Source organism: Nonomuraea sp. NPDC052634, from assembly GCF_040678535.1.
Taxonomy (GTDB): domain Bacteria; phylum Actinomycetota; class Actinomycetes; order Streptosporangiales; family Streptosporangiaceae; genus Nonomuraea; species Nonomuraea fastidiosa.
The window spans coordinates 104,201-125,219 of sequence record NZ_JBFATY010000010.1 but is presented as its reverse complement, the minus strand read 5'-3'; the positions used below and the strand labels follow the sequence as shown (position 1 = coordinate 125,219).

Here is a 21,019-nt window from a genome sequence, read left to right as displayed (position 1 = left end):
TCCAGGAGCGGCACGTACCCGCTGTCGCGGCGCAGCTCGGGCGCCTGCTCCGCGCGGGACGCTCCGCCGATGTGGCGGGCGTGTGGCGGGCGAAAATTTTCAACGGCGACGGTGTGGCTGGAAAATATCGTGAGCAGAACGAGCAGAAGTCTGGATTTCCGGCTTGTCGCAGGTGACGATGCGATCACCGTCGTGATCGTCTCCTCACCCCCGTAAGCGAGACCCGCGAGGGTCTCGTACGCACGGCGCGCCGGGCACCGCACCCCTGCCCGGTCGGCGTCCCGAAGCACTGGAGAGCCCTCATGGATCTGCCAGACGAGTTAGCCCTGCCCGACTCCCGATGGACCGGCCTGCGCCAGAGGCCACCGGACAGTACCGACGGCACCGACGCCCCGGATCAGTCCTGGAACCGGTTCGCGACGGCGGAGGCCAAACCGCCCTCGCGCTGGCCCCGCAGATTAGCCCCCTTCCTCTCCGTCGTCCTGATGGTGGACATGGTCTTCGCCATGCCCGCCCAGGCCGAACCCCGTTCCGCGCCCGCCGTCCAGCGGGAGAAGCCGGTGACCGGCACCAAGGTCCCGGTCAAGCCACCGCTTCCCGACCCCGCCGCCAAGCAGGCGTGGCAGGCCGCGCCCGCCGTCAGCTGGCCCAAGCCCCAGAAGGCCGAGCTGGGCGGCGCCGCCACCGCCAAGACCACCGCGTCGGACTTCCCAGTCCGACTGGCACCACGTGCTGATAAGTCCGAGAAAGCAGCCAAATCTGGTGAGAGCGCCAAGGACGCCGCTCCCATCACCGTCGAGCTGCTCGACACCGACCTGCTCGGCCTGGCCATGCGCATCACGCCGGGACAGGGCGCCGCGACCGCCAAGGCGGCGGAGAAGACCCGCATCGAGATCGACTACTCCGGCTTCCGCCACGCCTTCGGCGGCGACTACGGCTCCCGCCTGCGCGTGGTGAAGCTGGAGGAGTGCGCGCTCACCGGTGCGGCGAACTGCGCCCCGCCGGAGCCCGTCAAGAGCGACAACAACGCCACCGCCGGCACGGTCACCGCCGAGGTCGAGACCAACGGCCTGTACGCGCTCACCGCCGCCGCGTCGGGCCCGTCGGGCGACCACTCCGCCACGTCGCTGTCGCCCGCGTCCGACTGGAGCGTCGGCACCCAGTCCGGCGACTTCAACTGGAGCTACGACATGCGCGTGCCGCCGTCGCTCGGCGGCGAGGAGCCGGAGATCTCGCTCGGCTACTCCTCGCAGAGCGTGGACGGCCGTACCGTCTCCACCAACAACCAGACGTCCTGGGTCGGTGAGGGCTTCGAGCTGAACCCCGGCGGGTTCATCGAGCGCCGCTACAAGGCGTGCATGCTCGACGGCAAGAAGACCGGCGACCTGTGCTGGGACCAGGACAACGCCACGATGTCGCTCGGCAACTCGTCGGTCGAGCTGATCAAGGACGCCACCACCAAGCAGTGGCGGCCCAAGCGCGACGACGGCACCAGGATCGAGCTGCTCACCGGCGCCACCAACGGCGACAACAACGGTGAGTACTGGCGCGTCACCACGCCGGACGGCACCCAGTACACCTTCGGCATGAACCGGCTGCCCGGCTGGAGCAGCGGCAAGCCGGAGACCAAGTCCGTGCAGACCGTGCCGGTGTTCGGCAACAACAGCGGCGAGCCCTGCTACAGCAGCACCCCGGCCAACGCCTGGTGCCAGCAGGCCTACCGCTGGAACCTCGACTACGAGGTGGACACCCACGGCAACGCCACCACGTACTGGTACGAGCGCGAGACCAACTACTACGGCCGCAACATGAAGCCCGAGCAGGGCACCCAGTACGTGCGCGCCGCCTACCTCACCCGCATCGACTACGGCTACCTGAGCAGCGAGCTGTTCACCAAGCAGCCCGCCGCTCGCGTCGTGTTCGACGTGGCCGAGCGCTGCCTGCCCAGCGGCTCGATCACCTGCGCGCCCGACCAGCTCAAGAAGGACACCGCGAGTCACTGGCCGGACGTTCCGTTCGACCAGATCTGCGACAGCGGCGCCAAGTGCACCGACCGGCTGGCGCCGACGTTCTTCACCCGCAAGCGGCTCACCAAGGTCACCACGCAGGTGCGCGACAGCTCGGGCCAGTTCACCCCGGTGGACTCCTGGACGCTGACGCACAGCTTCCCCGCCTCCGGCGACGGCATGAGCCCGGCGCTGTGGCTGGCCTCCGTCCAGCAGACCGGGCACGTGGGCGGCACGATCACGTTGCCGCCGGTGACGTTCACCGGCGTGCAGCTGCCCAACAGGGTCGACTCGAACGAGGGCCGCGCCCCGCTGGTCAAGTGGCGGGTGCAGGCCATCAACAACGAGTACGGCGGTGAGCTGCGCATCAACTACTCGGCGGCCGACTGCGAGCCGGGCGACGTGCCCGCGGCGGCCGACAAGAACACCAGGCGCTGCTTCCCGCAGCGCTGGGCGCCGCCGGGCGAGTCCGAGGTCACCGACTGGTTCCACAAGTACGTGGTCACCCAGACCATCGAGGTGGACCGGGTGGGCGGCTCGCCGAACGTGGTCACCGACTACGAGTACCTCGACGGCGCCGCCTGGCACTACGCCGACAACATCCTCGTCAAGCCCGAGCACCGCACGTGGGCCGACTTCCGCGGCTACGGCCGGGTCCGCGTCCGCCAGGGCGACGGCCAGGACGGCAAGCGCACGCTGACGGAGTTCCGCTACTTCCGCGGCATGCACGGCGACCGGCTGGCCGACGGCTCCAAGCGCAACGTCCAGGTGGAGGACTCCGAGGGCGTCAAGAAGGACGACCTCGACCAGCTCGCCGGGTTCGAGCGTGAGGAGATCCTCTACGACGGCGACGGCGGCTCGGTCCTGACCGCCACCGTCCAGGACGCCTGGTCGGCCAAGACCGCCGAGTCCACGCAGGGCGGCGTCACCAAGGCCGCGCACATGGTGCAGCCGAGCTCGATGGTCACCCGCACCGCGGTCTCGGGCGGCAAGTGGCGGCGTACCGGCGAGGACCGCACGTACGACACCAATGGCCTGCTGCTGCAGGTCGAGGAGAAGGGCGACCTCGCCACCGGCGAGGACGACCAGTGCATCCGCTACACCTACGCCCGCAACGACACGAGCTGGATGCTCGACTTCCCGAGCAGGGTGCAGAAGGTGGCGGCCGCCTGCGCGACCGGGCTGGCCAAGCTGTCCGCCGACGAGATCGTCTCCGACGAGAGGATCCAGTACGACGGCCAGTCGAACGGCCAGGCCCCGACCAAGGGTGACGTGACGGCGGTGCAGGAGCTCGTCTCGCCCGACGGCAAGACGATCACCGGCAGCGCCCACACGTACGACGTGTACGGCCGCGAGCTCACCGAGACCGACCCGGTCGGCACCAAGTCGGTCACCACCTACAGCCCGGCCACGGGCGCGCTGCCGACGGAGACGACCGAGACCAACCAGCTCGGTCACACCGAGCGCACGCTGCTCCAGCCGGCCTGGGGCGAGCCGGTCGCCGAGATCGACGCGGCCGGGCGGCGCGTGGACATGGAGTACGACGCGCTCGGCCGGCTGATCAAGGTCTGGCAGCCGGACCGCAGCAAGGCCGCAGGCCAGTCGCCCAGCACCGAGTACTCCTACCTGGTGCGCAACGACGGCCCGAGCGTCATCACCACCAAGACGCTCAACGCCGACGGCACCTACACCACCAGCCACGAGCTGTTCGACGGTCTGATGCGCGAGCGCCAGACCCAGGAACCCGCGCCCATCGACGAGACGGCGCCGGATCCGGCGCTGCGCGAGGGCCGCACGATCACCGACACCTTCTACAACTCGCAGGGCGAGGAGTCCAAGGCCAACACCGGCTACTTCGCCACCGGCAACCCCTCGACCGAGCTGCTCGGCGTGGCGGACACCGCCGTGCCCTCCCAGGTCGTCAAGCTCTACGACGGCGCGGGAGAGCCGAACGCCGAGGTCTTCAAGGTCAAGGGCGTGGAGAAGTACCGCGTCTCGGTCAAGGACGAGGGTGACAGGATCCACATCACCCCGCTGCCCGGCGACACCGCCACGACCAGGATCGGCGACGCCCACGACCGGCTCATCGAGCTGCGCCAGTACAAGGGCTCCACGCCGACAGGGGAGTACGAGTCCACCACGTACACCTATGACCGCGCCGGCCGGCTCGCGTCGGTGACCGACCCGGCGGGCAACGTCTGGCGGTACCACTACGACATGCGCGGCCGCCAGATCAAGACCGAGGACCCCGACAAGGGCGTCACGACCACCACGTACAACGACGCCGACGAGGTCGTCACCACCACCGACGCCCGCGGCAGGACCCTCTGGTACGGCTACGACGCGCTCGGCCGCAAGACCCAGATGCGCGAAGGCTCGGAGAACGGCACGCTCCTGGCGGAGTGGAAGTACGACGGGCTCGCCAAGGGGCACATGCACGCCTCCATCCGGTACGTGGACGGGCAGGCGTACAAGGCCGAGATCAACGCGATCGACGCCGACTACCGCACGCTGCGCCAGACCATCACCATCCCGGAACGGGAGGGCAAGCTGGCCGGCTCCTACCAGCTCAACACCCGCTACACGCTCGACGACCAGGTGCAGTCGATCAGCTTCCCGGCCGGCGGCGGCCTGGAGGCCGAGCAGGTCGTCTACACCTACGACGACCTCAACCAGCCGGTCAAGGTCACGGGCCTGTCGGCGTACGTGACCGCGGCCCGCTACAGCAAGCTGGGCGAGACGCTCCAGTACGAGCTGGGCGAGGGCAGCAAGAAGACCTGGCTGACCTACACCTACGACGAGGGCAACCGCAGGCTCACCAGCATGCGGATGGACCGGGCCGGGGCGTCCAAGAGCGACCTCGACCTGACCTACAGCTACGACGCGGTCGGCAACATCACCAAGATCGCCGACCGGGCCAACCAGGACACGCAGTGCTTCACCCACGACCATCTGCGCCGGCTCACCGCGGCGTGGACGGCCACCGATGACTGCGCGAGCGGCTCGCCGCAGGCGGACAAGATCGGCGGCGTGGCGCCGTACGCCGTCAGCTACGAGTACGACGTCACCGGCAACCGTACGAAGGAGGTCAAGCACGGCTGGGGCGGCACCGCCGACAAGGTGCGCACCTTCACCTACCCGAAGGCGGGCGAGAAGCAGCCGCACGCGCTGCAGAGCGTCGGCTCCGACGTGTTCGCCTATGACGAGGCGGGCAACACGATCAGGCGCAAGGTCGGCAACGCCGACCAGACCCTGGTCTGGGACGCCGAGGGCAACCTGGAGTCGGTGACCGAGGGCGGCAAGACGACGTCGTTCATCTACGACGCCGACGGCGATCGGCTGCTGCGCAAGACGCCGACCGACGCCACCCTCTACATCGACGACATGGAGCTGCGGTTCGACTACGCCAAGAACGCCGTCGAGCAGACCCGGTACTACACGATCGGCAACGAGGCCATCGCGGTCCGCACGCCGGACAACCAGGTCTACTTCATCGGCAACGACCACCAGGGCACGGCGCAGGCGATGGTGAACGCCGGCACCGGTGAGGTGGCCATCCGCAGGCAGACCCCGTTCGGTGAGGATCGCGGGACACCGCCACCATGGTGGCCGGGTGAACGCGGCTTCGTCGGCGGCACCAAGGACGCCACCACCGGGCTGGTGCACCTCGGCGCCCGCGAGTACGACCCCGCCAACGGCCGCTTCCTGTCGGTGGACCCGATCATCGACGCGGCGGACCCGCAGCAGCTCAACGGCTACGCCTACGCCAACAACAGCCCGGTGTCGATGAGCGACCCCGACGGCCAGATCGTCTGGTTCGTGGTCGGCATCGCCGCGCGGGTGGCCGCGCGGTGGGCGATCAAGAAGGCGGCCCAGGCCGCGGCGCGGCGGGCGGCAGCGGCGGCGGCCCGGCGTGCGGCGCTCGCGGCGGCCCGGCGCAGGGCCGCGGCCCTGGCCAGGAAGCGCGCCATCGAGGCGGCCAGGCGGCGTGCCGCGGAAGCCGCCAGGAAGCGGGCGGCGGCAGAGGCGAGGAAGCGCGCCGCGGAGGCGGCCAAGCGGCGGGCGGCCGCCATCGCCAGGCGTAAGGCGGCGCTGGCCCGGCAGCGGGCGCGGGCGGCGGCGGCCAAGCGGCGTGCGGCGGCGGCGGCACGGCGGGCGGCGGCGGCCAAGCGGCGCGCGGCGGCCGCGCGCAGGGCCGTGACCAGGCGGGCGAGCAAGCCCAAGACCACCTACCGGCACCGTCCGGCGGTCCGTCCGACCAGCCGCAAGGCCGTGCAGCGGCAGGCGCCGCCCAAGGCCCAGCGGACGCCGACGAACAGTTCCCAGCCGCGCGGGCTGACCGAGGCGCAGAAGCGCTCGATCGACCAGCAGCTCGGCCGGGTGCATCCCACCGGGTCGTACACCAGGGCGACGCCGAGGGAGGCGGACACCATCGCGCACCAGGGCACCGGCTGGGGCCCGGCGTCGAAGCCGTACGTGTCGGAGACGCCGCGCTCGGACCGCAGGGGCTGGGTGATCGCCTACCGCATCTGGGAGATCCTGCGGCCGCCGGCCACGCCTCCCTCCTGATCGATCGGATACGCAAGAGAAAGGACGCACCGAGCCCCCGCTCCGGACGGAACCCCCGTCCGGAGCGGGGGCTCCCCGCGTTCCGGCTCTTTCCAGGGCGGGCTCCCCGCGTTCACGGCCGGCTGTTTCACGGGCCGGGCCGGGCTTCGCGGGGGCCGGCCGCGTCCACGGCCCTCAGGAGCCGGGTGTGAGCAGTTCGTACGCCGCGTCGAGGGCGGGCGTGCGCGCCGCGTCCCGGGCCGCGGCGACGGCGGCCTTCAGGAAGGTGAGCCACAGCTCCACCAGGTCATCGATCGAGCAGGGCCGGCCGTCCCTGAGCCAGCTCAGCGCGGTCTCGTCGCAGGCCGCGGCGAAGCCGCGCAGCGGCAGCCGCAAAGCCGGCTCGGCGGGGTCGAGGCCGAGCAGCCCGCAGATGGCGGCGAGCCCTTCGCGGCGGGTCGCCTCGAACGCCTCCTGGGCGATGTCGGTGGCCTCCGCGCGGCGCAGGATCAGGTTGAGCGCGGCGTCCTCGTTCGCGGCGAGGAAACGCAGGTGGCCGGCCATATGGCGGCGCAGCCGCTCGACGGGGGCGCCGTCGTCGCCGATGGCGGCCGCGGCGCGCAGGCGGCGGTCGATCTCGCGGACGGTCTCGGCGTACAGGTTCTCCTTGCCGTTGAAGTGGTGGGACAGCAGCCCGTGGGCGACCCCGGCGGTGCGGGCGATGTCGCCGACGGTGACCTCCGCGTACGGACGCCGGGTGAAGTGCTCCAGCGCCGCCTCCAAAAGCTTGCGGCGGGTCTCCCGGGCGGCGAGCTGCCGCCGGGTGGGCGGCTTGCCTGTGACGGGCGGGGTCACGTCGTGTTCCTTCCGGCACTCGGGCGGATGTCCGGCTCTCAGAGTAGCGGTGGCCCGTTGATTGACTGTCATTCATTGACTTATATTCAACGAAAATACGATCCTCTACGAGAGGAGCCCGCCATGGCTCTGGACCTGCCGCTGCCGTCCAAGGACAACCCGGTCTGGACGGCGGCCAACGGCTTCATCGTGCGCAAGGGCGACGGCGTGATCCGCCGTTCCGGCCACGAGGTCTTCTCCGTCAAGGTCACCGGCGATCAGACCGAGGGCGCGTTCGCCTTCATGGACGGCATGATCGAGCCGGGGCACGGCAACGTTCCGCACGTCCACTCCAAGGAGGACGAGGCGTTCTACGTGGTCTCGGGGACGTTCGAGTTCATCAACGGCGACCGCAAGATCACCGCGAGCGCGGGCGACTTCCTCTACATCCCCAAGGGCACCCGCCACGGCTTCAGGAACGCCGGCGACGCGCCCGCCCAGCTACTCGTGTTCTACCTGCCCGCGGGCCCCGAGTCCTTCTTCCTTGCGTACGGCGAGACCGACGGCGAGCCACAGCCGTGGACGGACGAGAAGTTCAACGGCATGATCGACATCCTGGGCGCGCACAACATGGTGCTGCTGCCCACCGGCCACGACTGGGACTGACGCTCATCCGGCGGAGGGAGCCCGCCGGCGCTCGGCGAGCAGCATCGCCACCAGCAGCGCGACCAGGACCGCCAGCTCCGCCAGCCCCGCCCACAGGCCGGCCAGGGCGGCGGCCGGAGCGGCGACCGCGACCACGCCCTTGACCCGCGCCCAGGGCAGCTCCAGCACCCGGCGGAACCAGAAGTCGCCCGCCAGGTACAAGGTCACGCCCACCGCCAGCACGAGCGCCGCCGACGGCTTGAGCGGATCGACGGGATGCCCGATCACCTTCTTGATCCCGGCCGACACCGCCACCACGCCGAGCAGCATCGGGATGTGGCCGTAGAAGTAGGCGCCGAGGATCATCCTGGTCCGCCGCACCGGCTCGGTGGCGGCCAGGGTGCGCTCGGCGGCCGTCTCGTCCTCGCCCGCGAAGTACGCCCACCACAGGCAGGCCGCCAGGCACAGCGCGAGCACCCCCGCCGCGCAGAGGCCGAGGTCGACCGGCAGGTCCTTGGCGCCGATGCCGAGCGCCAGCATCGACTCGCCGAGCACCACGATGACCAGCAGCCCGTGCCGCTCCACCACGTGCGCGGCGCGCAGCGCGAACCCGCGCTGGCCGATGACGTACGGGCTGCCCCACAGCAGGAGCAGCGCGGCCGTCCACGGCAGGTACGACCAGGGCGTCTGGAGGAATCCGGCGACGCCGACCAGCGCCGCCGCGGCCAGGTTGAACGGCAGCACCCGCACGATCGCGTTGGTGGCCTGCGCGTAGAGCGCGCCGTGCACCAGGATCAGCAGCAGGTAGCCGGCGGCGAACGCGACCCCGCCGCCGTCGAACGCGCTCGGGATGGCCAGCGCCATGAGCAGGAACCCGGCCATGCCGAGCAGCACCAGGATCCGCCGCGCCGGACGGGCGGGCGGCACCGCGTTGAGCAGCCAGACGTAACCGGCGTACATCCACCACAGCACGCCGAAGACCAGCAGCGCCTGCAGCGCGCTCTCTGCGACGCTCACCGCCGGATGCCCGGGGCGGGGCTCCTCCATGCCCACCGTCAGCAGCGCGGTGAGCTGGGTGACGGTGAAGACGAAGACCAGGTCGAAGAAGAGCTCCAGGGTGGAGACGCGCAGGTCGGGCTCGTCGTCGGCGTCGCCGGGCCGCTCGGTGAACCAGTGGGGGAGCCGCATGCCGGGCCTTCCAGGAGGCGTGTAATCAAGTAATCGAGTGTCGCGGGCATCGTAGAGGATCACCCCGCATACCTCATTATCCGGACGAAAGCCGCGAAGATTGCCGGCGTTCCGCGCAACCCCCGGCCTCGCCGGGCCCATCCCCTCGTGCGGACCACCATCACCCGCCTGTACGTCACATGGCGGCAGGACGCCGGCCGCCGATCATGATCGGCAATCTTGACGGGTGCGGGCGTTTGCCCGCTTACTGGTGACCCGGAGTCCGATCCAGGGGAGGCCATGGCGGGAGCGACGTTCGGCATCCTCGGCCCCGTCCACGCGCGCCGGGCGGACGGGCGGGAGGTCGCACTCAAGGGCAAGGAGTACGCGCTGCTGACCGCGCTGCTCCTCAACGCGGGCGTGCCGGTCTCGCGCAGGCGGCTCATCGACGCCCTGTGGGAGACGCCGCCCGCCTCCGCCGTGCCCAACCTGCAGACGCACGTCGCGCGCGTCCGCAAGACGTTCGCCGCCGACATCCGGCTGTCCACCGTCGGCCCCGGCTACCTGCTGGAGGTCGCGCCCGGCGAGCTCGACCTGCTCGTCTTCGAGCAGGAGACGCGGCGCGCGCGTGCCGAAATGGAGCAGGGCGACCTGGCCGCCGCCGTGCACCGCTTCGAGCAGGCGCTGCGGCTGTGGCGGGGCCGCCCGGCCGAGGGCGTCCAGCTGCACGACTGGGCGCTGTCCCGGGCGGCCGAGCTGGAGGAGCGGCTCGGCGAGACGCGGCTCGACCGCGCCGAGGCGATGCTCGGCATCGGCCTGCACACCGAGGTGATCGGCGAGCTGCGGCCGTTCCTCGCCGAGCAGCCGCTCAGCGAACGGGCCTGGCGGCTGCTCATGCTCGCCTACGCGCGGGCGGGGCAGCGGCACCGGGCGCTGGAGGCGTACCGGCAGGCCCGCGAGCGGCTCGTCGGCGAGCTGGGCATCGAGCCGGGCGAGGAGCTGCGGCGGCTGCAGGCCGTCATCCTGGCCGACGCTCTCCCGGCGGCCGGGCCGGAGCGGCGCAGACCCGTCTGCCAGCTCCCGCCGGTGCACGCCGACTTCGTCGGCAGGCAGGCCGAAGTGGCCACGGTGACGGCCGCCCTGTCATCGGTGCGCGGCGACGACTCGTCCGCGCCGCCGGTCAGCGCCATCTCGGGTCCCGGCGGCGTGGGCAAGACCACGCTCGCCGTGCACGTCGCGCACCGGCTGCGCGGCGAGTTCCCCGACGGCCAGCTCTACATCGACCTGCGCGGGGCCGAACGGCACCCGCTCGACCCCGCCGAGGCGCTGGCCCGCTTCCTGCGCGCGCTCGGCCTGGACAGCTCGGCGCTGCCCGGCGATCTCGACCAGCGCGCCGAGCTCTACCGCGAGCGCCTGGCCGACTCGCGCTACCTCGTGGTGCTCGACAACGCCGCCGACGAGGCCCAGCTACGCCCGCTCATACCCGGTACGCGCGGCTGCGCCGTGCTCATCACCAGCAGGCACCGCCTGGCCGCGCTGCCCGCCGCGCAGCGCGTCGACCTCGACGTCCTGCCCGTCGAGGACGCGGTCGAGCTGCTCGGCAACATCATCGGGGCCGACAGGACCGCGCGGTCACCCGACGACGCCCGCGACCTGGTACGGCTCTGCGGCGGCCTGCCGCTCGCCGTGCGGATCGCCGGAGCCAGGCTCGCCGCCCGCCCCCACTGGAGCCTGGGCCATCTGGTCTCGCGCATGAGCGACGTCCGCGGCCGGCTCAGCCAGCTCTCCCACGGCTCCGACGAGGTGCGGGCCAGCATCGGCCTCGGCTACCAGGGCCTGCCGCCGCAGGCCCAGCGCATGTTCTGCCGGCTCGGCCTGCTCGAGGCGCCCGAGTTCCCGGTCTGGGCGGGCGCGGCGCTGCTCGACACCACCGAGGAGGCGGCCGAGCAGCTCATCGAGCAGCTCGCCGACGTCCGCCTGCTCGACGTGGCGGGCCACGGCGCCGACGGCGCGGTGCGGTTCCGCTTCCACGACCTGACCAGGGCGTACGCGCGGGAACGCGCCGAGGAGGAAGAGGACGAGCACGAGCGGGCCGCCGCGCTGCGCCGCGCGTTCAGCGGCTGGGTGGCGCTGACCCGGCATGCGCACGGCCGTCTGTGCGGCGGCGACTACCGCGTGGTCCACGGCGACGGCATCACCTGGCGGCCCGGCCAGGCGAGCGCCGACCGCCTGGCGGGCGACCCGCTGGCCTGGATCGAGGCCGAGCGGGCGAACGTCGTCGCGGGCGTCCGCCAGTGCGCCGCGCTCGGGTTCGGCGAGCTGTCCTGGGACTGGGCGACCAGCGCCATGAACCTGTTCGAGACCCGCGGCCTGCACGACGAGTGGCGCGCCACCCACGAGGCCGCCCTGCACGCCGCCCGCGCCTCCGGCGACATCCGCGGCCAGGCCGCCATGCTGCACGGCCTGGCCAGGCTGCGCTTCACCCAGGACGACCTGGCCGGCTGCGCGGCCGCGCTGGAGGAGGCGCTGGAGCTGTTCGAGAAGGCGGGGGACCGGCACGGGCACGCGCTCGCCCTGGTCACCATGGCCGAGGTCGACCGCATCCAGGGCCGCAACGCCGACGCCCTGGCCCGCTATGAGCAGGCCGCCGAAGGTCTGGCGCGGGCGGGCGACCGCAGCACGGAGATCACCGTGGTGCGCGGCATCGGCCGCATCCACTTCAACCAGGGCAGGCTGGAGCTGGCCGAGCCGTTCATCAGGCGGGCGATCCGGCTCGCCGACGACACCGGCGACGTGCGCTCGCGGGAGTTCACCAGGATCGTGCTGGGGGAGATCGAGCTGGCCCGCGGCGATCTCGCCGCCGCCGAGGGCAGCTTCCGCCGGGCGCTGGACGGGCTCGACACGCTCGGCTTCCCGAGCGGCATCGCGTACGCGGCCCTGGGGCTCGCCGAGGCGAGGCTGGCGCAGCACGACGTCGCGGGCGCCGAGCGGCTGCTGCGGCGCAGCCTGGGGATCTACCGCGACACCGGCGACCGGGTGGGCCAGGCGCGCGTGCTGTTCACCACGGCGGAGCTGCGGCGCAGGCAGCGCCGCTTACCCGAGGCCGCCGCCTCGCTGCGCGAGGTCATCGGCATCTGCCGGGCCATCCCCGCACCGCGCCGCCAGGGGCTGGCGCTGCGCGCGCTGGGCGACGTGCATCGCGACAGGGGGGATCTGCAGGCGGCTTCTGACGCCTGGCGAGAGGCGCTGGAGGTGTTACGCGCGACGAACGCGCCGGAGGCGGCGGAGGTCGCCGCCCTGCTGGAGCCGCACACCGCTCAACAGCACAAATAAGGCGGTGGTCACGAGACCTCCGCCACTTTCACTGTATAGCAGATCGCCGGGCCTCATGAGAAATCGGAATGTCGTCCATACTTGCCCGTTGCCAGCCGCCCCGACGAACGATGGAGCAATGGACGTGCACTATGTGCTGGGTTTCGACCAGGCCGACGCGACGGACGCGGCCCGCACCGGCGGGAAGGGAGCGAACCTGGCCGAGCTCTCCCGCGTCGGCGGCGTTCGCGTGCCCGACGGCTTCTGCGTGACCACCGACGCCTACCAGCGGGTCGTGGCCGCCGCGATCGGACCGCGGCTCGACCGGCTCGAAGGCGCCGACCCCGGCGACCGCGCCGCGATCGCCGCCCTCAGCGCGGAGGTGCGCGCGGCCGTCGAAGACCTCGACATCACTGATGACGTCGCCGCCGAGATCGCCGCCGCGCTCGCCAAACTCGGCGATGCGACCCCCTGCGCGGTGCGGTCGAGCGCCACCGCCGAGGACCTGCCCACCGCCTCCTTCGCCGGCCAGCAGGACTCCTACCTCAACGTCACGGGCCTGCCCGAGATCCTGCGGCACGTCCTGCGCTGCTGGGCCTCGCTGTTCACCGAACGCGCGGTCACCTACCGCGTACGCAACGGCTTCGACCACCGCAAGGTGCGCATGGCCGTGGTCGTGCAGCGCATGGTGTTCCCCGACGCCGCCGGCGTGCTGTTCACCGCCGACCCCGTCACCTCCAACCGCAAGGTCGCCACGGTGGAGGCCGTGTGGGGGCTCGGCGACGCCCTCGTCTCCGGCCAGGTCACCGCCGACGTCTACACCGTCCGCGACGACCGCGTGATCTCCTCCGAGATCGCCGCCAAGACCAGCGTCGTCCAGGCGTCGCCGGAGGGCGGCACCAAGGACGTGCCGGTCGAGCCCGAGCGGCGGGACCGGCCGGTGCTCACCGGCGAGCAGGCCGTCCGCCTGGTACGGCTGGGCCGCCGCATCGAGGCGCACTTCGGCCGCCCCCAGGACATCGAATGGTGCCTGACCCGCGACGACCTGCACATCGTGCAGAGCCGGCCCATCACCACCCTCTTCCCCATCCCGGAGGCCGGCGACGACGGCAACCACGTCTACCTGTCGGTCGGCCACCAGCAGATGATGACCGACGCGATGCGTCCGCTGGGCCTGTCGTTCTGGCAGCTCACCACGCCACGGCCGATGAAGGAGGCGGGCGGGCGGCTCTTCGTGGACTGCACGCCGCTGCTGTCCACCCGCTCGGGCCGCGCCGCGCTGCTCGACGCCATGCGGACGGCGGACCCGCTGTTCCACGACGCCCTCGAAACCGTCCTCGACCGCGGCTTCGTCCCGCTGAAGGAGGACGACGGGGCACCGCTGCCGCAGAGCCTCGCCCCGCGTGGCGAGCCCGTTCCGACCGACCCGGCCATCGTCACCGAGCTCATCCGGCGCAACGCCGAGTCCGTGGCGAAGCTGCGGCGCGAGATCGCCGGACTGTCGGGGACCGCGCTGATCGACTTCATCCGGGACGACCTCGCCGAGCTGCGCCGCCTGCTGTTCGACCAGCGCAGCGGGCAGGTCATCATGGCCGGCATGGACGCGGCCGTCTGGCTCAACGAGCACCTCGACGAGTGGCTCGGCGAGAAGAACGCGGCCAACGTGCTCTCCCAGTCCGTGCCGGACAACGTCACCTCGGAGATGGGGCTCGCGCTCCTCGACGTCGCCGACGTCGTCCGCCCGCACGCGGAGGTCGTCGCGTTCCTCGACCGGGTGGCGGCCGAGGGCCGGCGCGGCAGCGATTTCCTGGACGAGCTGGCCGGGCTGCCCGGCGGCCCGGAGGCGCGCGAGGCCATCCTCGGGTACCTCGACGCGTACGGCATGCGCTGCGCCGGAGAGATCGACATCACCAGGACCCGGTGGAGCGAGAACCCCGCCGATCTGCTGCCCACCCTCCTCGGCAACGTCAGGAACTTCCCGCCCGGCGCGGGCAAGCAGCACTTCGAGCGGGGCCTGGAGGAGGCACGGCGCAAGGAGCAGGACGTACTGACCCGCCTGCGCGCCCTGCCCGGCGGTGAGCGCAAGGCCGAGGAGACCAAGCGGATGATCGACCGCGTCCGCACCTTCACCGGATACCGCGAATACCCCAAATTCGGCATGATCAGCCGCTACTTCGTCTACAAGCAGGCGCTGCTGGGCGAGGCCGAGCGCCTCGTCGCCGCCGGTGTGCTGCGCGAGCCGTCCGACGTGTACTACCTGCGCCTCGACGAGCTGCGCGACGTCGTCGCCACCGGCCGGGCCGACGCCGCGCTCATCGCCCGGCGGCGCGAGGAGTTCCGCGCCTGCCAGGCGCTCACCCCGCCCCGCGTCATCACCTCCGACGGCGAGACCCTCACCGGCCGCTACCGCCGCGCCGGCCTCCCGCCAGGGGCGCTGCCCGGCATGCCGGTCTCCGCCGGCACCGTCGAGGGCCGCGCCCGCGTCGTCACCGACATGGCCGAGGCCCGGCTGGAGACGGGCGACATCCTCGTCACCGCCTACACCGACCCGAGCTGGACCCCGCTGTTCGTGGCGGCCGCCGGGCTGGTGACCGAGGTCGGCGGGCTCATGACGCACGGCGCGGTGGTCGCCCGCGAGTACGGGCTGCCCGCGGTCGTCGCGGTGGACCGCGCCACCCGGCTGATCCGCGACGGGCAGCGCATCCGCGTCCACGGCAGCGACGGCTACGTCGAACTCCTCGACTGATCACTCAAGCCGGGGGCGCGGGCCGGGCGTCCGCAGTACGATCAACTGCTTCTTGCATTCCGCAACGTTTTCGCGGGAGGACATGCGAAATGGTCGATGACTTAGAGCAGAACGCGCCGGGCCGTCGTTCGATGCGGGGCCTGCGCGCCGGGTTCGCCGTGGCGGCCTGCGGCGTCGTGATGGCGCCGATCGTGATGGCGCCGATCGTGATGGGGGCGATCGTGGCCGTGCCGGCGTACGCGCGGCCGGAGCCCGCCGGCCGTACCGTGGCCGCCGCTGCCGCGCGGCCGGTGCCCGCCGCCGGCCGTATGGTGACCGCCGCTCCCGAGCGGCCGATCGAGAAGGCGTGGCCGAAGGCCGTGCACAAGGTGCCGCGCCGCCTGCCCGGCGGCGGGCTCGCGCGGCCCGTGACCATGCTGGGCGCCGGGCGGCTCCTGCTGACCTCCGAGAACCGTCACGAGAGGGCGAACGCCCTGTACGTCCGCCAGCTCCGCAGCGGCAGGACGGTGAAGCTCGCCGACATCCCCCTGCCTAAGGGCACCACGCTCTTCCCCTCCGGCTTCACCGTGGGCCACGGCAAGATCGCCTGGTGGACGGCGCGCGGGCGTACCGCCGACATCTGGGCCGTGCCGGAGAAGGGCGGCAAGGCGCGCAGGGTCGCCTCGGCCCCGCTGCCGCCGCCCTCGCGCTCCGGACACATCACCGGCCTGGCCGTCACGCGGAAGGGTTTCGCCTGGTCGGCGGGCGACTGGGGCGTCTTCACCGTCCCCGCCGCCGGTGGGAGGCCCCGGAGCGTCACGGGGACGAAGGGCCTGCACCTGATGCGCTGGCCGTGGGCGGGCTCGCCCGGCCCCTTCGACCCGATCAAGGCCCCGTACCAGTCGATCAAGAACGTCGAGACCGGCGAGACCCGCGCCGATCCCGCCTCGGGCACCGCCGTGGCCTGCGGCGTCTCCCGCTGCATCGCGCGGGCCGGCGATTCGCCCGCGGGACGTGTGCTGGGCCGCGACGGCCGCCCACAGGGCGCAGTGAACGTGGCCGGGATGCGGCCGCAGCCGCTGCTGCGCGACCGGTTCGCGGTGGCGCAACATCCCGACCGGGCCCTGATCCACGACCTTCGATCCAAGACCAGCGTCGTCATCAAGGGCATCAACACGCGCGTCGGCGACCGCACCGCTGCCGGCGACGACTTCGTGCGCTTCACCCGCGCCGACGGCGCCTACCTCATCGTCGATCTCGCCTCCGTGCGGTGAGGCCGGGCCGGGCTCGCGCGCTCCTCCCCGTGCGGTAGGCGCGGCTCATCCTCGCGAAGGAGGCCGAGACATACCCCAAGGGGGCATCGTGGGAAGGGCGACGGAAACGATCCGGCCGAAAGGAAAGAGGCGCGCAGATGTTGCTCATCGACGTGTACGTCCCCAAGGGAGCCTTCAGCGAGACGGAACGGCAGGAGCTGGGACGCCGGCTCATCGACACGTTCATGGTCGAGGACGACGGCAGTCACGCCGTCGAGGTGCTGAACGCCCAGCGCACGATCACCCAGGTGCTGGTGCACGAGCCCGCCACCTGGGTGCTCGGCGACCGCCCGGCCGCCGACCCCGCCGATCCGCCCCGCTACCTCGTCCGCGTCACCGTCCCCGCGTCGTGGCGCAAGGAGATGTGCGAGCCCGTCCCCGGCCTCGTCATGAAGGCGCTCGCCGAGACCGAGCGGGCGGCCGGGCGTGAACCCGGCCGCCTGGAGCGCGAGCCCCACGCGGTCGTCCTGCTCGAAGGCATCACCGAAGGCGGCATCGGCATCTTCGGCAGGTCGATGAGCAGCATGGACCTCATGGAGTACGTATCCCGCCCGTACCGCGACAGTGCCAAAGAGGAAGGAGAGAGCGCCGAGCCGGAGACCGCGGTCGATCCGATCTGCGGGATGTCCGTGGTGCTGGACGACACCGCGCTCACCCTGGTGCACGACGGCGTGACGTACGGCTTCTGCAGCGGCCTGTGCCGCCGCGCCTACGCCGACGAGCACGGGCTCTCGCTCGCCCGCGACCGGCACGCGGACTCGGCCTGACCGCCACCGGGCGGGAGTCCAGGCGCGCATGGCGGACGGCACCCTGTCGCCCCAGCGGTGGAAGGGGACGAAGGTCGGCTCCACCGGGCGGCCCGGCCGGTCGTCGGCCGCCTTGCCGGTGCCCGACCCGGTCGCGCCGTCGCCGCCGTCGCCGCAGCCGCTGAGCGCGCACCGCCCGCCGGCAGCCCTGCCGCGAGCAGCCGCCGGGGGTGCGGGGATCTCTTTCGTCGACGGTGGTCTGTGCCAGAGAGCCGGACGCCGCGCACGGCGGCGCGGAACGGCGAGGCGGAGGTGGGATGGTTCCGGCCACCTTGGAATCCATCAGACAACTCTGCAAGGCAAAGGTGCCATCTCGCCGGTTCCCGAGCGGATCCGGCCTGCGATGTCTCGGTGAAACCGCTGCTCGAATGCCGTCTGGTATCGGCTGCCTGTTGTGAACGTATCAGATATGTGTGAAAGTCCTAGACGTGGAAGGGTCGAGCAGCGGCAGGGAACCGGAAGGACCGGAGCCCGTGATGCCGCACCGGCAGGGGATCATGGTCGACACGAGTCGCGGCGGGAGAGACGCCGAGAGCGAGCAGAGCGGTGAGTCCCGCACCGCGAACGTGGTGCGGCACCTGGAAGCGCTCATCTTCGACGGCGACCTGCAGCCCGGCCAGTTCCTCCCCTCGGAGGGCGAGCTGGCCGCCGAGATGGGGGTCAGCCGGCTCACCGTACGCGAGGGCGTCCGCACGCTGGAGGCCCGCGGCCTGCTCGAAGTGCGGCGCGGCCGCAGGCCCGCCGTCGCCCACCCCAACGCGGCGCCGCTGAGCGGCTTCTTCGCCGCCTCCCTGCGCCGCGACCCCCGCAACCTGCTCGAACTCGTCGAAGTGCGGCTCGCTCTGGAGGTCCACGCCACCACGCTCGCCGCCCAGCACGCCACCCGCACCGCGCTGACCTCGCTGGAGCTGGCCTTCGACACGATGCGCCAGGCCACCGACGAGGAGTCGTTCAACCAGGCGGACGTGCGCTTCCACGCCATGCTCGCCGCCGCAAGCGGCAACCAGATGATCAGTTTCCTCATCGAGGCGATGGACGAGCCCATGCACGAGAGCCGGCTGCGCAGCCTGCGCGGTCACCTCGCCAGGGGCCGCTCGATGGACGACATCATGGACGAGCACGCCCGCATCCTGGCCGCCGTACGCGAGCGCGACGCCCGCGCCGCCGCCGAGGCCATGCGCGAGCACCTCGTCCAGACCCGCATGGACCTACGCGCCTTCCTCGCCCTGCCCACCGGCGACGGCCAGGGCTGACCCCGAGCGCAAGCAGTCCCCAGCACTCCTGGAGAAAGATGAAGATCACCGCAGTCGACACCATCGTCGTCGGCACCCCGTGGCGGGAGCTGACGTTCGTCGAGCTCACCACCGACGACGGGCTCCGCGGCCTCGGCGAGGCAAGGATGCTGAACAAGACCGACACCCTGCTGGCCTGTATCGAGGAGATGTCGCGCCGGTACGTGCTCGGCAGCGACCCGTTCGACGTGCAGCGCCTGGCGTGGCGGTTCTCCTGGGAGGAGTACGGCCGGGCCGGCGAGGTCACCCAGACCGCCCTGGCCACCATCGACATGGCCTGCCACGACCTCATGGGCAAGCACCTCGGCGTGCCCGTCTACCGGCTGCTCGGTGGGCGCTTCAGGGAGCGCACCCCCGCCTACGCCAACGGCTGGTACCAGGGCGAGCGCGACCCCGGAACGATCGCCGAGATGGCCGCGGGCGTGGTGGCGAAGGGCTACCGCGGGCTGAAGATCGACCCGTTCGGCGCGGCCACCGCCGAGCTGTCCGCCCCGCAGCTGCGCAGGGCGTGCGACATCCTCGCCGCCGTACGCGCGGCCGTCGGCCCCGACGTGGAGCTGATGGTGGAGATGCACGGCCGCTTCACCGCCGCGACGGCCGCCAAGGTCGCCCGCGCCATCGAGGAGTACGACCCGGCCTGGATCGAGGAGCCGGTCCCGCCGCACGACGTGCCCGGCCTGCGCCAGGTGCGCGCGGCGACCTCCATCCCCATCGCCACCGGCGAGCGCGTGCACGCGGTTCCCGAGTTCCGCGAGCTGTTCGAGCAGGGCCTGGTGGACATCGTGCAGGCCGACCTCACCCACATCGGCGGCTTCACCGGGCTGCGCAAGCTCGCCGCGTGGGCGGAGGCGTACAACGTGCTGATCGCCCCGCACAACGTCTGCGGCCCGGTCGGCACGGCGGCCAACGTGCACCTCGCCGTCGCGTCCCCCAACCACAAGATCCTTGAGCACTTCAACGACTTCGCCGACCCGTGGGTGAAGGACCTCGTCCATGGCGCGCCCCAGGTGGACGCGGCCGACGGCTGCTTCGCGCCGCCCACGCAGCCGGGGCTCGGCGTCACGCTCGACAGGCAGGCGTGCGCCCGGCATCCGCGTACGAACGCGCACTTCAACCTCGTACGCGACGGCTGGGAACGCCGCGACGGCGCCGGTGCGACGGCGGTGACGGGGGTGGGGGCATGAGCGGCGTCGGCGGCGGCATGCCGCGCCCGGCCGAGCTGCTGGCCTCGCTCGGGCTGCCCGCGGGCGACCTCCACGACCTGCCCGCCTCGTCCAAGCGCTTCCCCGACGGGGCGCACTACCGCGTGGAGATCCCCAGCGTCGAGGGCCCTGAGTGCCTGGCTGCGGTGCTGGAGACGGCCCGCACGCTCGGCGTTCCGGTCACCCGCGTCTCCCAGGGCACCGGTGTCGGCCTGCTCACCGGCGACGAGCTGGCGGAGATGGCCTCGCTCGCCGCCTCCGCCGGCGTCGAGGTCAGCCTGTTCGCCCGGCCCTGCGCGGGCTGGGACGCCTCCGCGATGGCGCGCAGCACCGCCGGCTCGATACTCGCGCCTGCCGCGCGCGGTCAGGACCAGGTCGCGGCCGTGCTCGACGAGATCCTGCGGGCGGCGGAGCATGGCTTCCGCAGCGTGCTCATCGCCGACATCGGCGTCCTGTCGATCTTCGGCAGGCTCCGCGCGGCCGGGCACCTGCCGCCCGACATGCAGGCCAAAGTCTCGGTCATGCTGCCCGCCGCCAACCCCGAGTCGGCGCGCATACTCGAGGACCTGGGCGCCGACAGCCTCAACCTGCCCACGGACCTGACGCTCGCCCAGATCGCCGCCATCCGGGCCGCCGTGGACATCCCGCTCGACGTGTACGTCGAGGCGCCCGACAACGTCGGCGGGTTCGTCCGCCACTACGAGCTGCCCACGCTGGTCGAGGTCGCCGCGCCGGTGCACGTCAAGTTCGGGCTGCGCAACGCGCCCGACGTCTACCCGGCGGGCACCCACCTGCTGGCCACCACGGTGGCGCTGTCGCGTGAGCGGGTCCGCCGCGCCCGCCTCGGTCTCGACCTGGTGGCCCGGCACCGGTCCGATGTGCGGGGCACCGCGCCCGGGGACGAGGGCGCGCAACTGCGCATCCCGGTCCCCGCCGACCGCTCCTGACGGCACGCCGAGCCCTGTTGACGGCACGCCGAGCCCTGTTGACGGTGCGCCGAAGCCTGCTGACGGCACGTCGAGCCCTGTTGACGGTGCGCCGAGGTCCGCTGATGGCGCGCCGAGCCGTCCCGACGGCACGCTTGCCGCCCGCCCCGGCCCCTCTCATGCGGCCGGGGCGGCCGCGCGCGTGTCAGTCGTGGACCCCGGGCGGGCGTGCGCGTGCCGGGC

Annotated in this window: 11 protein-coding genes; 9 read left to right on the top strand and 2 right to left on the bottom strand. The window is 72.3% G+C overall.

Annotation, left to right across the window (positions count from 1 at the left end):
• Window positions 1-302: 302 nt before the first annotated feature.
• Window positions 303-6,575: an RHS repeat-associated core domain-containing protein gene (locus AB0K67_RS32310; RefSeq protein WP_364067864.1), complete on the top strand. Its 6,273-nt coding sequence runs from the start codon at window positions 303-305 to the stop codon at window positions 6,573-6,575.
• A gap of 174 nt (window positions 6,576-6,749) precedes the next feature.
• On the opposite strand, the gene AB0K67_RS32305 is transcribed toward AB0K67_RS32310, so the two are convergent.
• On the bottom strand, window positions 6,750-7,409 hold the full coding sequence (locus AB0K67_RS32305; protein ID WP_364067862.1) for a TetR/AcrR family transcriptional regulator: 660 nt from the start codon (window positions 7,407-7,409) through the stop codon (window positions 6,750-6,752).
• 123 nt (window positions 7,410-7,532) lie between these two features.
• On the opposite strand from AB0K67_RS32305, the gene AB0K67_RS32300 reads away from it, so the two are divergent.
• Entirely contained in the window at window positions 7,533-8,054 is a 522-nt protein-coding gene (locus AB0K67_RS32300) for a cupin domain-containing protein (RefSeq protein ID WP_364067860.1), read from the top strand.
• Between the two features lie 3 nt (window positions 8,055-8,057).
• Here the strand turns inward: AB0K67_RS32300 and AB0K67_RS32295 are convergent, their stop codons facing one another.
• Window positions 8,058-9,221, bottom strand: coding sequence for a low temperature requirement protein A (locus AB0K67_RS32295; RefSeq protein WP_364067859.1), 1,164 nt, complete (start codon window positions 9,219-9,221; stop codon window positions 8,058-8,060).
• Window positions 9,222-9,500: 279 nt separating this feature from the next.
• On the opposite strand from AB0K67_RS32295, the gene AB0K67_RS32290 reads away from it, so the two are divergent.
• The 7 genes from AB0K67_RS32290 (at window position 9,501) to AB0K67_RS32260 (ending at window position 20,797) form a co-directional block, all read left to right on the top strand.
• Window positions 9,501-12,533 carry a BTAD domain-containing putative transcriptional regulator gene (locus AB0K67_RS32290; RefSeq protein ID WP_364067857.1) on the top strand — a complete coding sequence of 1,011 codons (3,033 nt, stop codon included), beginning with the start codon at window positions 9,501-9,503 and terminating at the stop codon, window positions 12,531-12,533.
• Window positions 12,534-12,651: 118 nt separating this feature from the next.
• On the top strand, window positions 12,652-15,258 hold the full coding sequence (rph, locus tag AB0K67_RS32285; protein WP_364067855.1) for a rifamycin-inactivating phosphotransferase: 2,607 nt from the start codon (window positions 12,652-12,654) through the stop codon (window positions 15,256-15,258).
• An 89-nt stretch (window positions 15,259-15,347) separates the two neighbouring features.
• Window positions 15,348-16,511: a hypothetical protein gene (locus AB0K67_RS32280; protein WP_364067853.1), complete on the top strand. Its 1,164-nt coding sequence runs from the start codon at window positions 15,348-15,350 to the stop codon at window positions 16,509-16,511.
• Between the two features lie 137 nt (window positions 16,512-16,648).
• Window positions 16,649-17,317, top strand: coding sequence for a hypothetical protein (locus tag AB0K67_RS32275; RefSeq protein ID WP_364067851.1), 669 nt, complete (start codon window positions 16,649-16,651; stop codon window positions 17,315-17,317).
• Between the two features lie 536 nt (window positions 17,318-17,853).
• Complete coding sequence (locus tag AB0K67_RS32270) at window positions 17,854-18,609, top strand: FCD domain-containing protein (protein WP_364067849.1); 756 nt, start codon at window positions 17,854-17,856, stop codon at window positions 18,607-18,609.
• Between the two features lie 38 nt (window positions 18,610-18,647).
• Window positions 18,648-19,832, top strand: a complete 1,185-nt coding sequence (locus tag AB0K67_RS32265; protein WP_364067847.1) for a mandelate racemase/muconate lactonizing enzyme family protein — start codon at window positions 18,648-18,650, stop codon at window positions 19,830-19,832.
• On the top strand, window positions 19,829-20,797 hold the full coding sequence (locus tag AB0K67_RS32260) for a U32 family peptidase (RefSeq protein ID WP_364067845.1): 969 nt from the start codon (window positions 19,829-19,831) through the stop codon (window positions 20,795-20,797). Before AB0K67_RS32265 ends, AB0K67_RS32260 begins: the two co-directional genes overlap by 4 nt.
• Window positions 20,798-21,019: the final 222 nt, after the last annotated feature.

Coding starts and splice junctions, on each gene's coding strand:
- AB0K67_RS32295 (WP_364067859.1), bottom strand. CDS start 9,221: ATGCGGCTCCCCCACTGGTTCACCGAGCGGCCCGGCGACGCCGACGAC.
- rph (WP_364067855.1), top strand. CDS start 12,652: ATGGACGTGCACTATGTGCTGGGTTTCGACCAGGCCGACGCGACGGAC.
- AB0K67_RS32275 (WP_364067851.1), top strand. CDS start 16,649: ATGTTGCTCATCGACGTGTACGTCCCCAAGGGAGCCTTCAGCGAGACG.
- AB0K67_RS32265 (WP_364067847.1), top strand. CDS start 18,648: ATGAAGATCACCGCAGTCGACACCATCGTCGTCGGCACCCCGTGGCGG.
- AB0K67_RS32300 (WP_364067860.1), top strand. CDS start 7,533: ATGGCTCTGGACCTGCCGCTGCCGTCCAAGGACAACCCGGTCTGGACG.
- AB0K67_RS32310 (WP_364067864.1), top strand. CDS start 303: ATGGATCTGCCAGACGAGTTAGCCCTGCCCGACTCCCGATGGACCGGC.
- AB0K67_RS32270 (WP_364067849.1), top strand. CDS start 17,854: ATGGTCGACACGAGTCGCGGCGGGAGAGACGCCGAGAGCGAGCAGAGC.
- AB0K67_RS32280 (WP_364067853.1), top strand. CDS start 15,348: ATGGTCGATGACTTAGAGCAGAACGCGCCGGGCCGTCGTTCGATGCGG.
- AB0K67_RS32260 (WP_364067845.1), top strand. CDS start 19,829: ATGAGCGGCGTCGGCGGCGGCATGCCGCGCCCGGCCGAGCTGCTGGCC.
- AB0K67_RS32290 (WP_364067857.1), top strand. CDS start 9,501: ATGGCGGGAGCGACGTTCGGCATCCTCGGCCCCGTCCACGCGCGCCGG.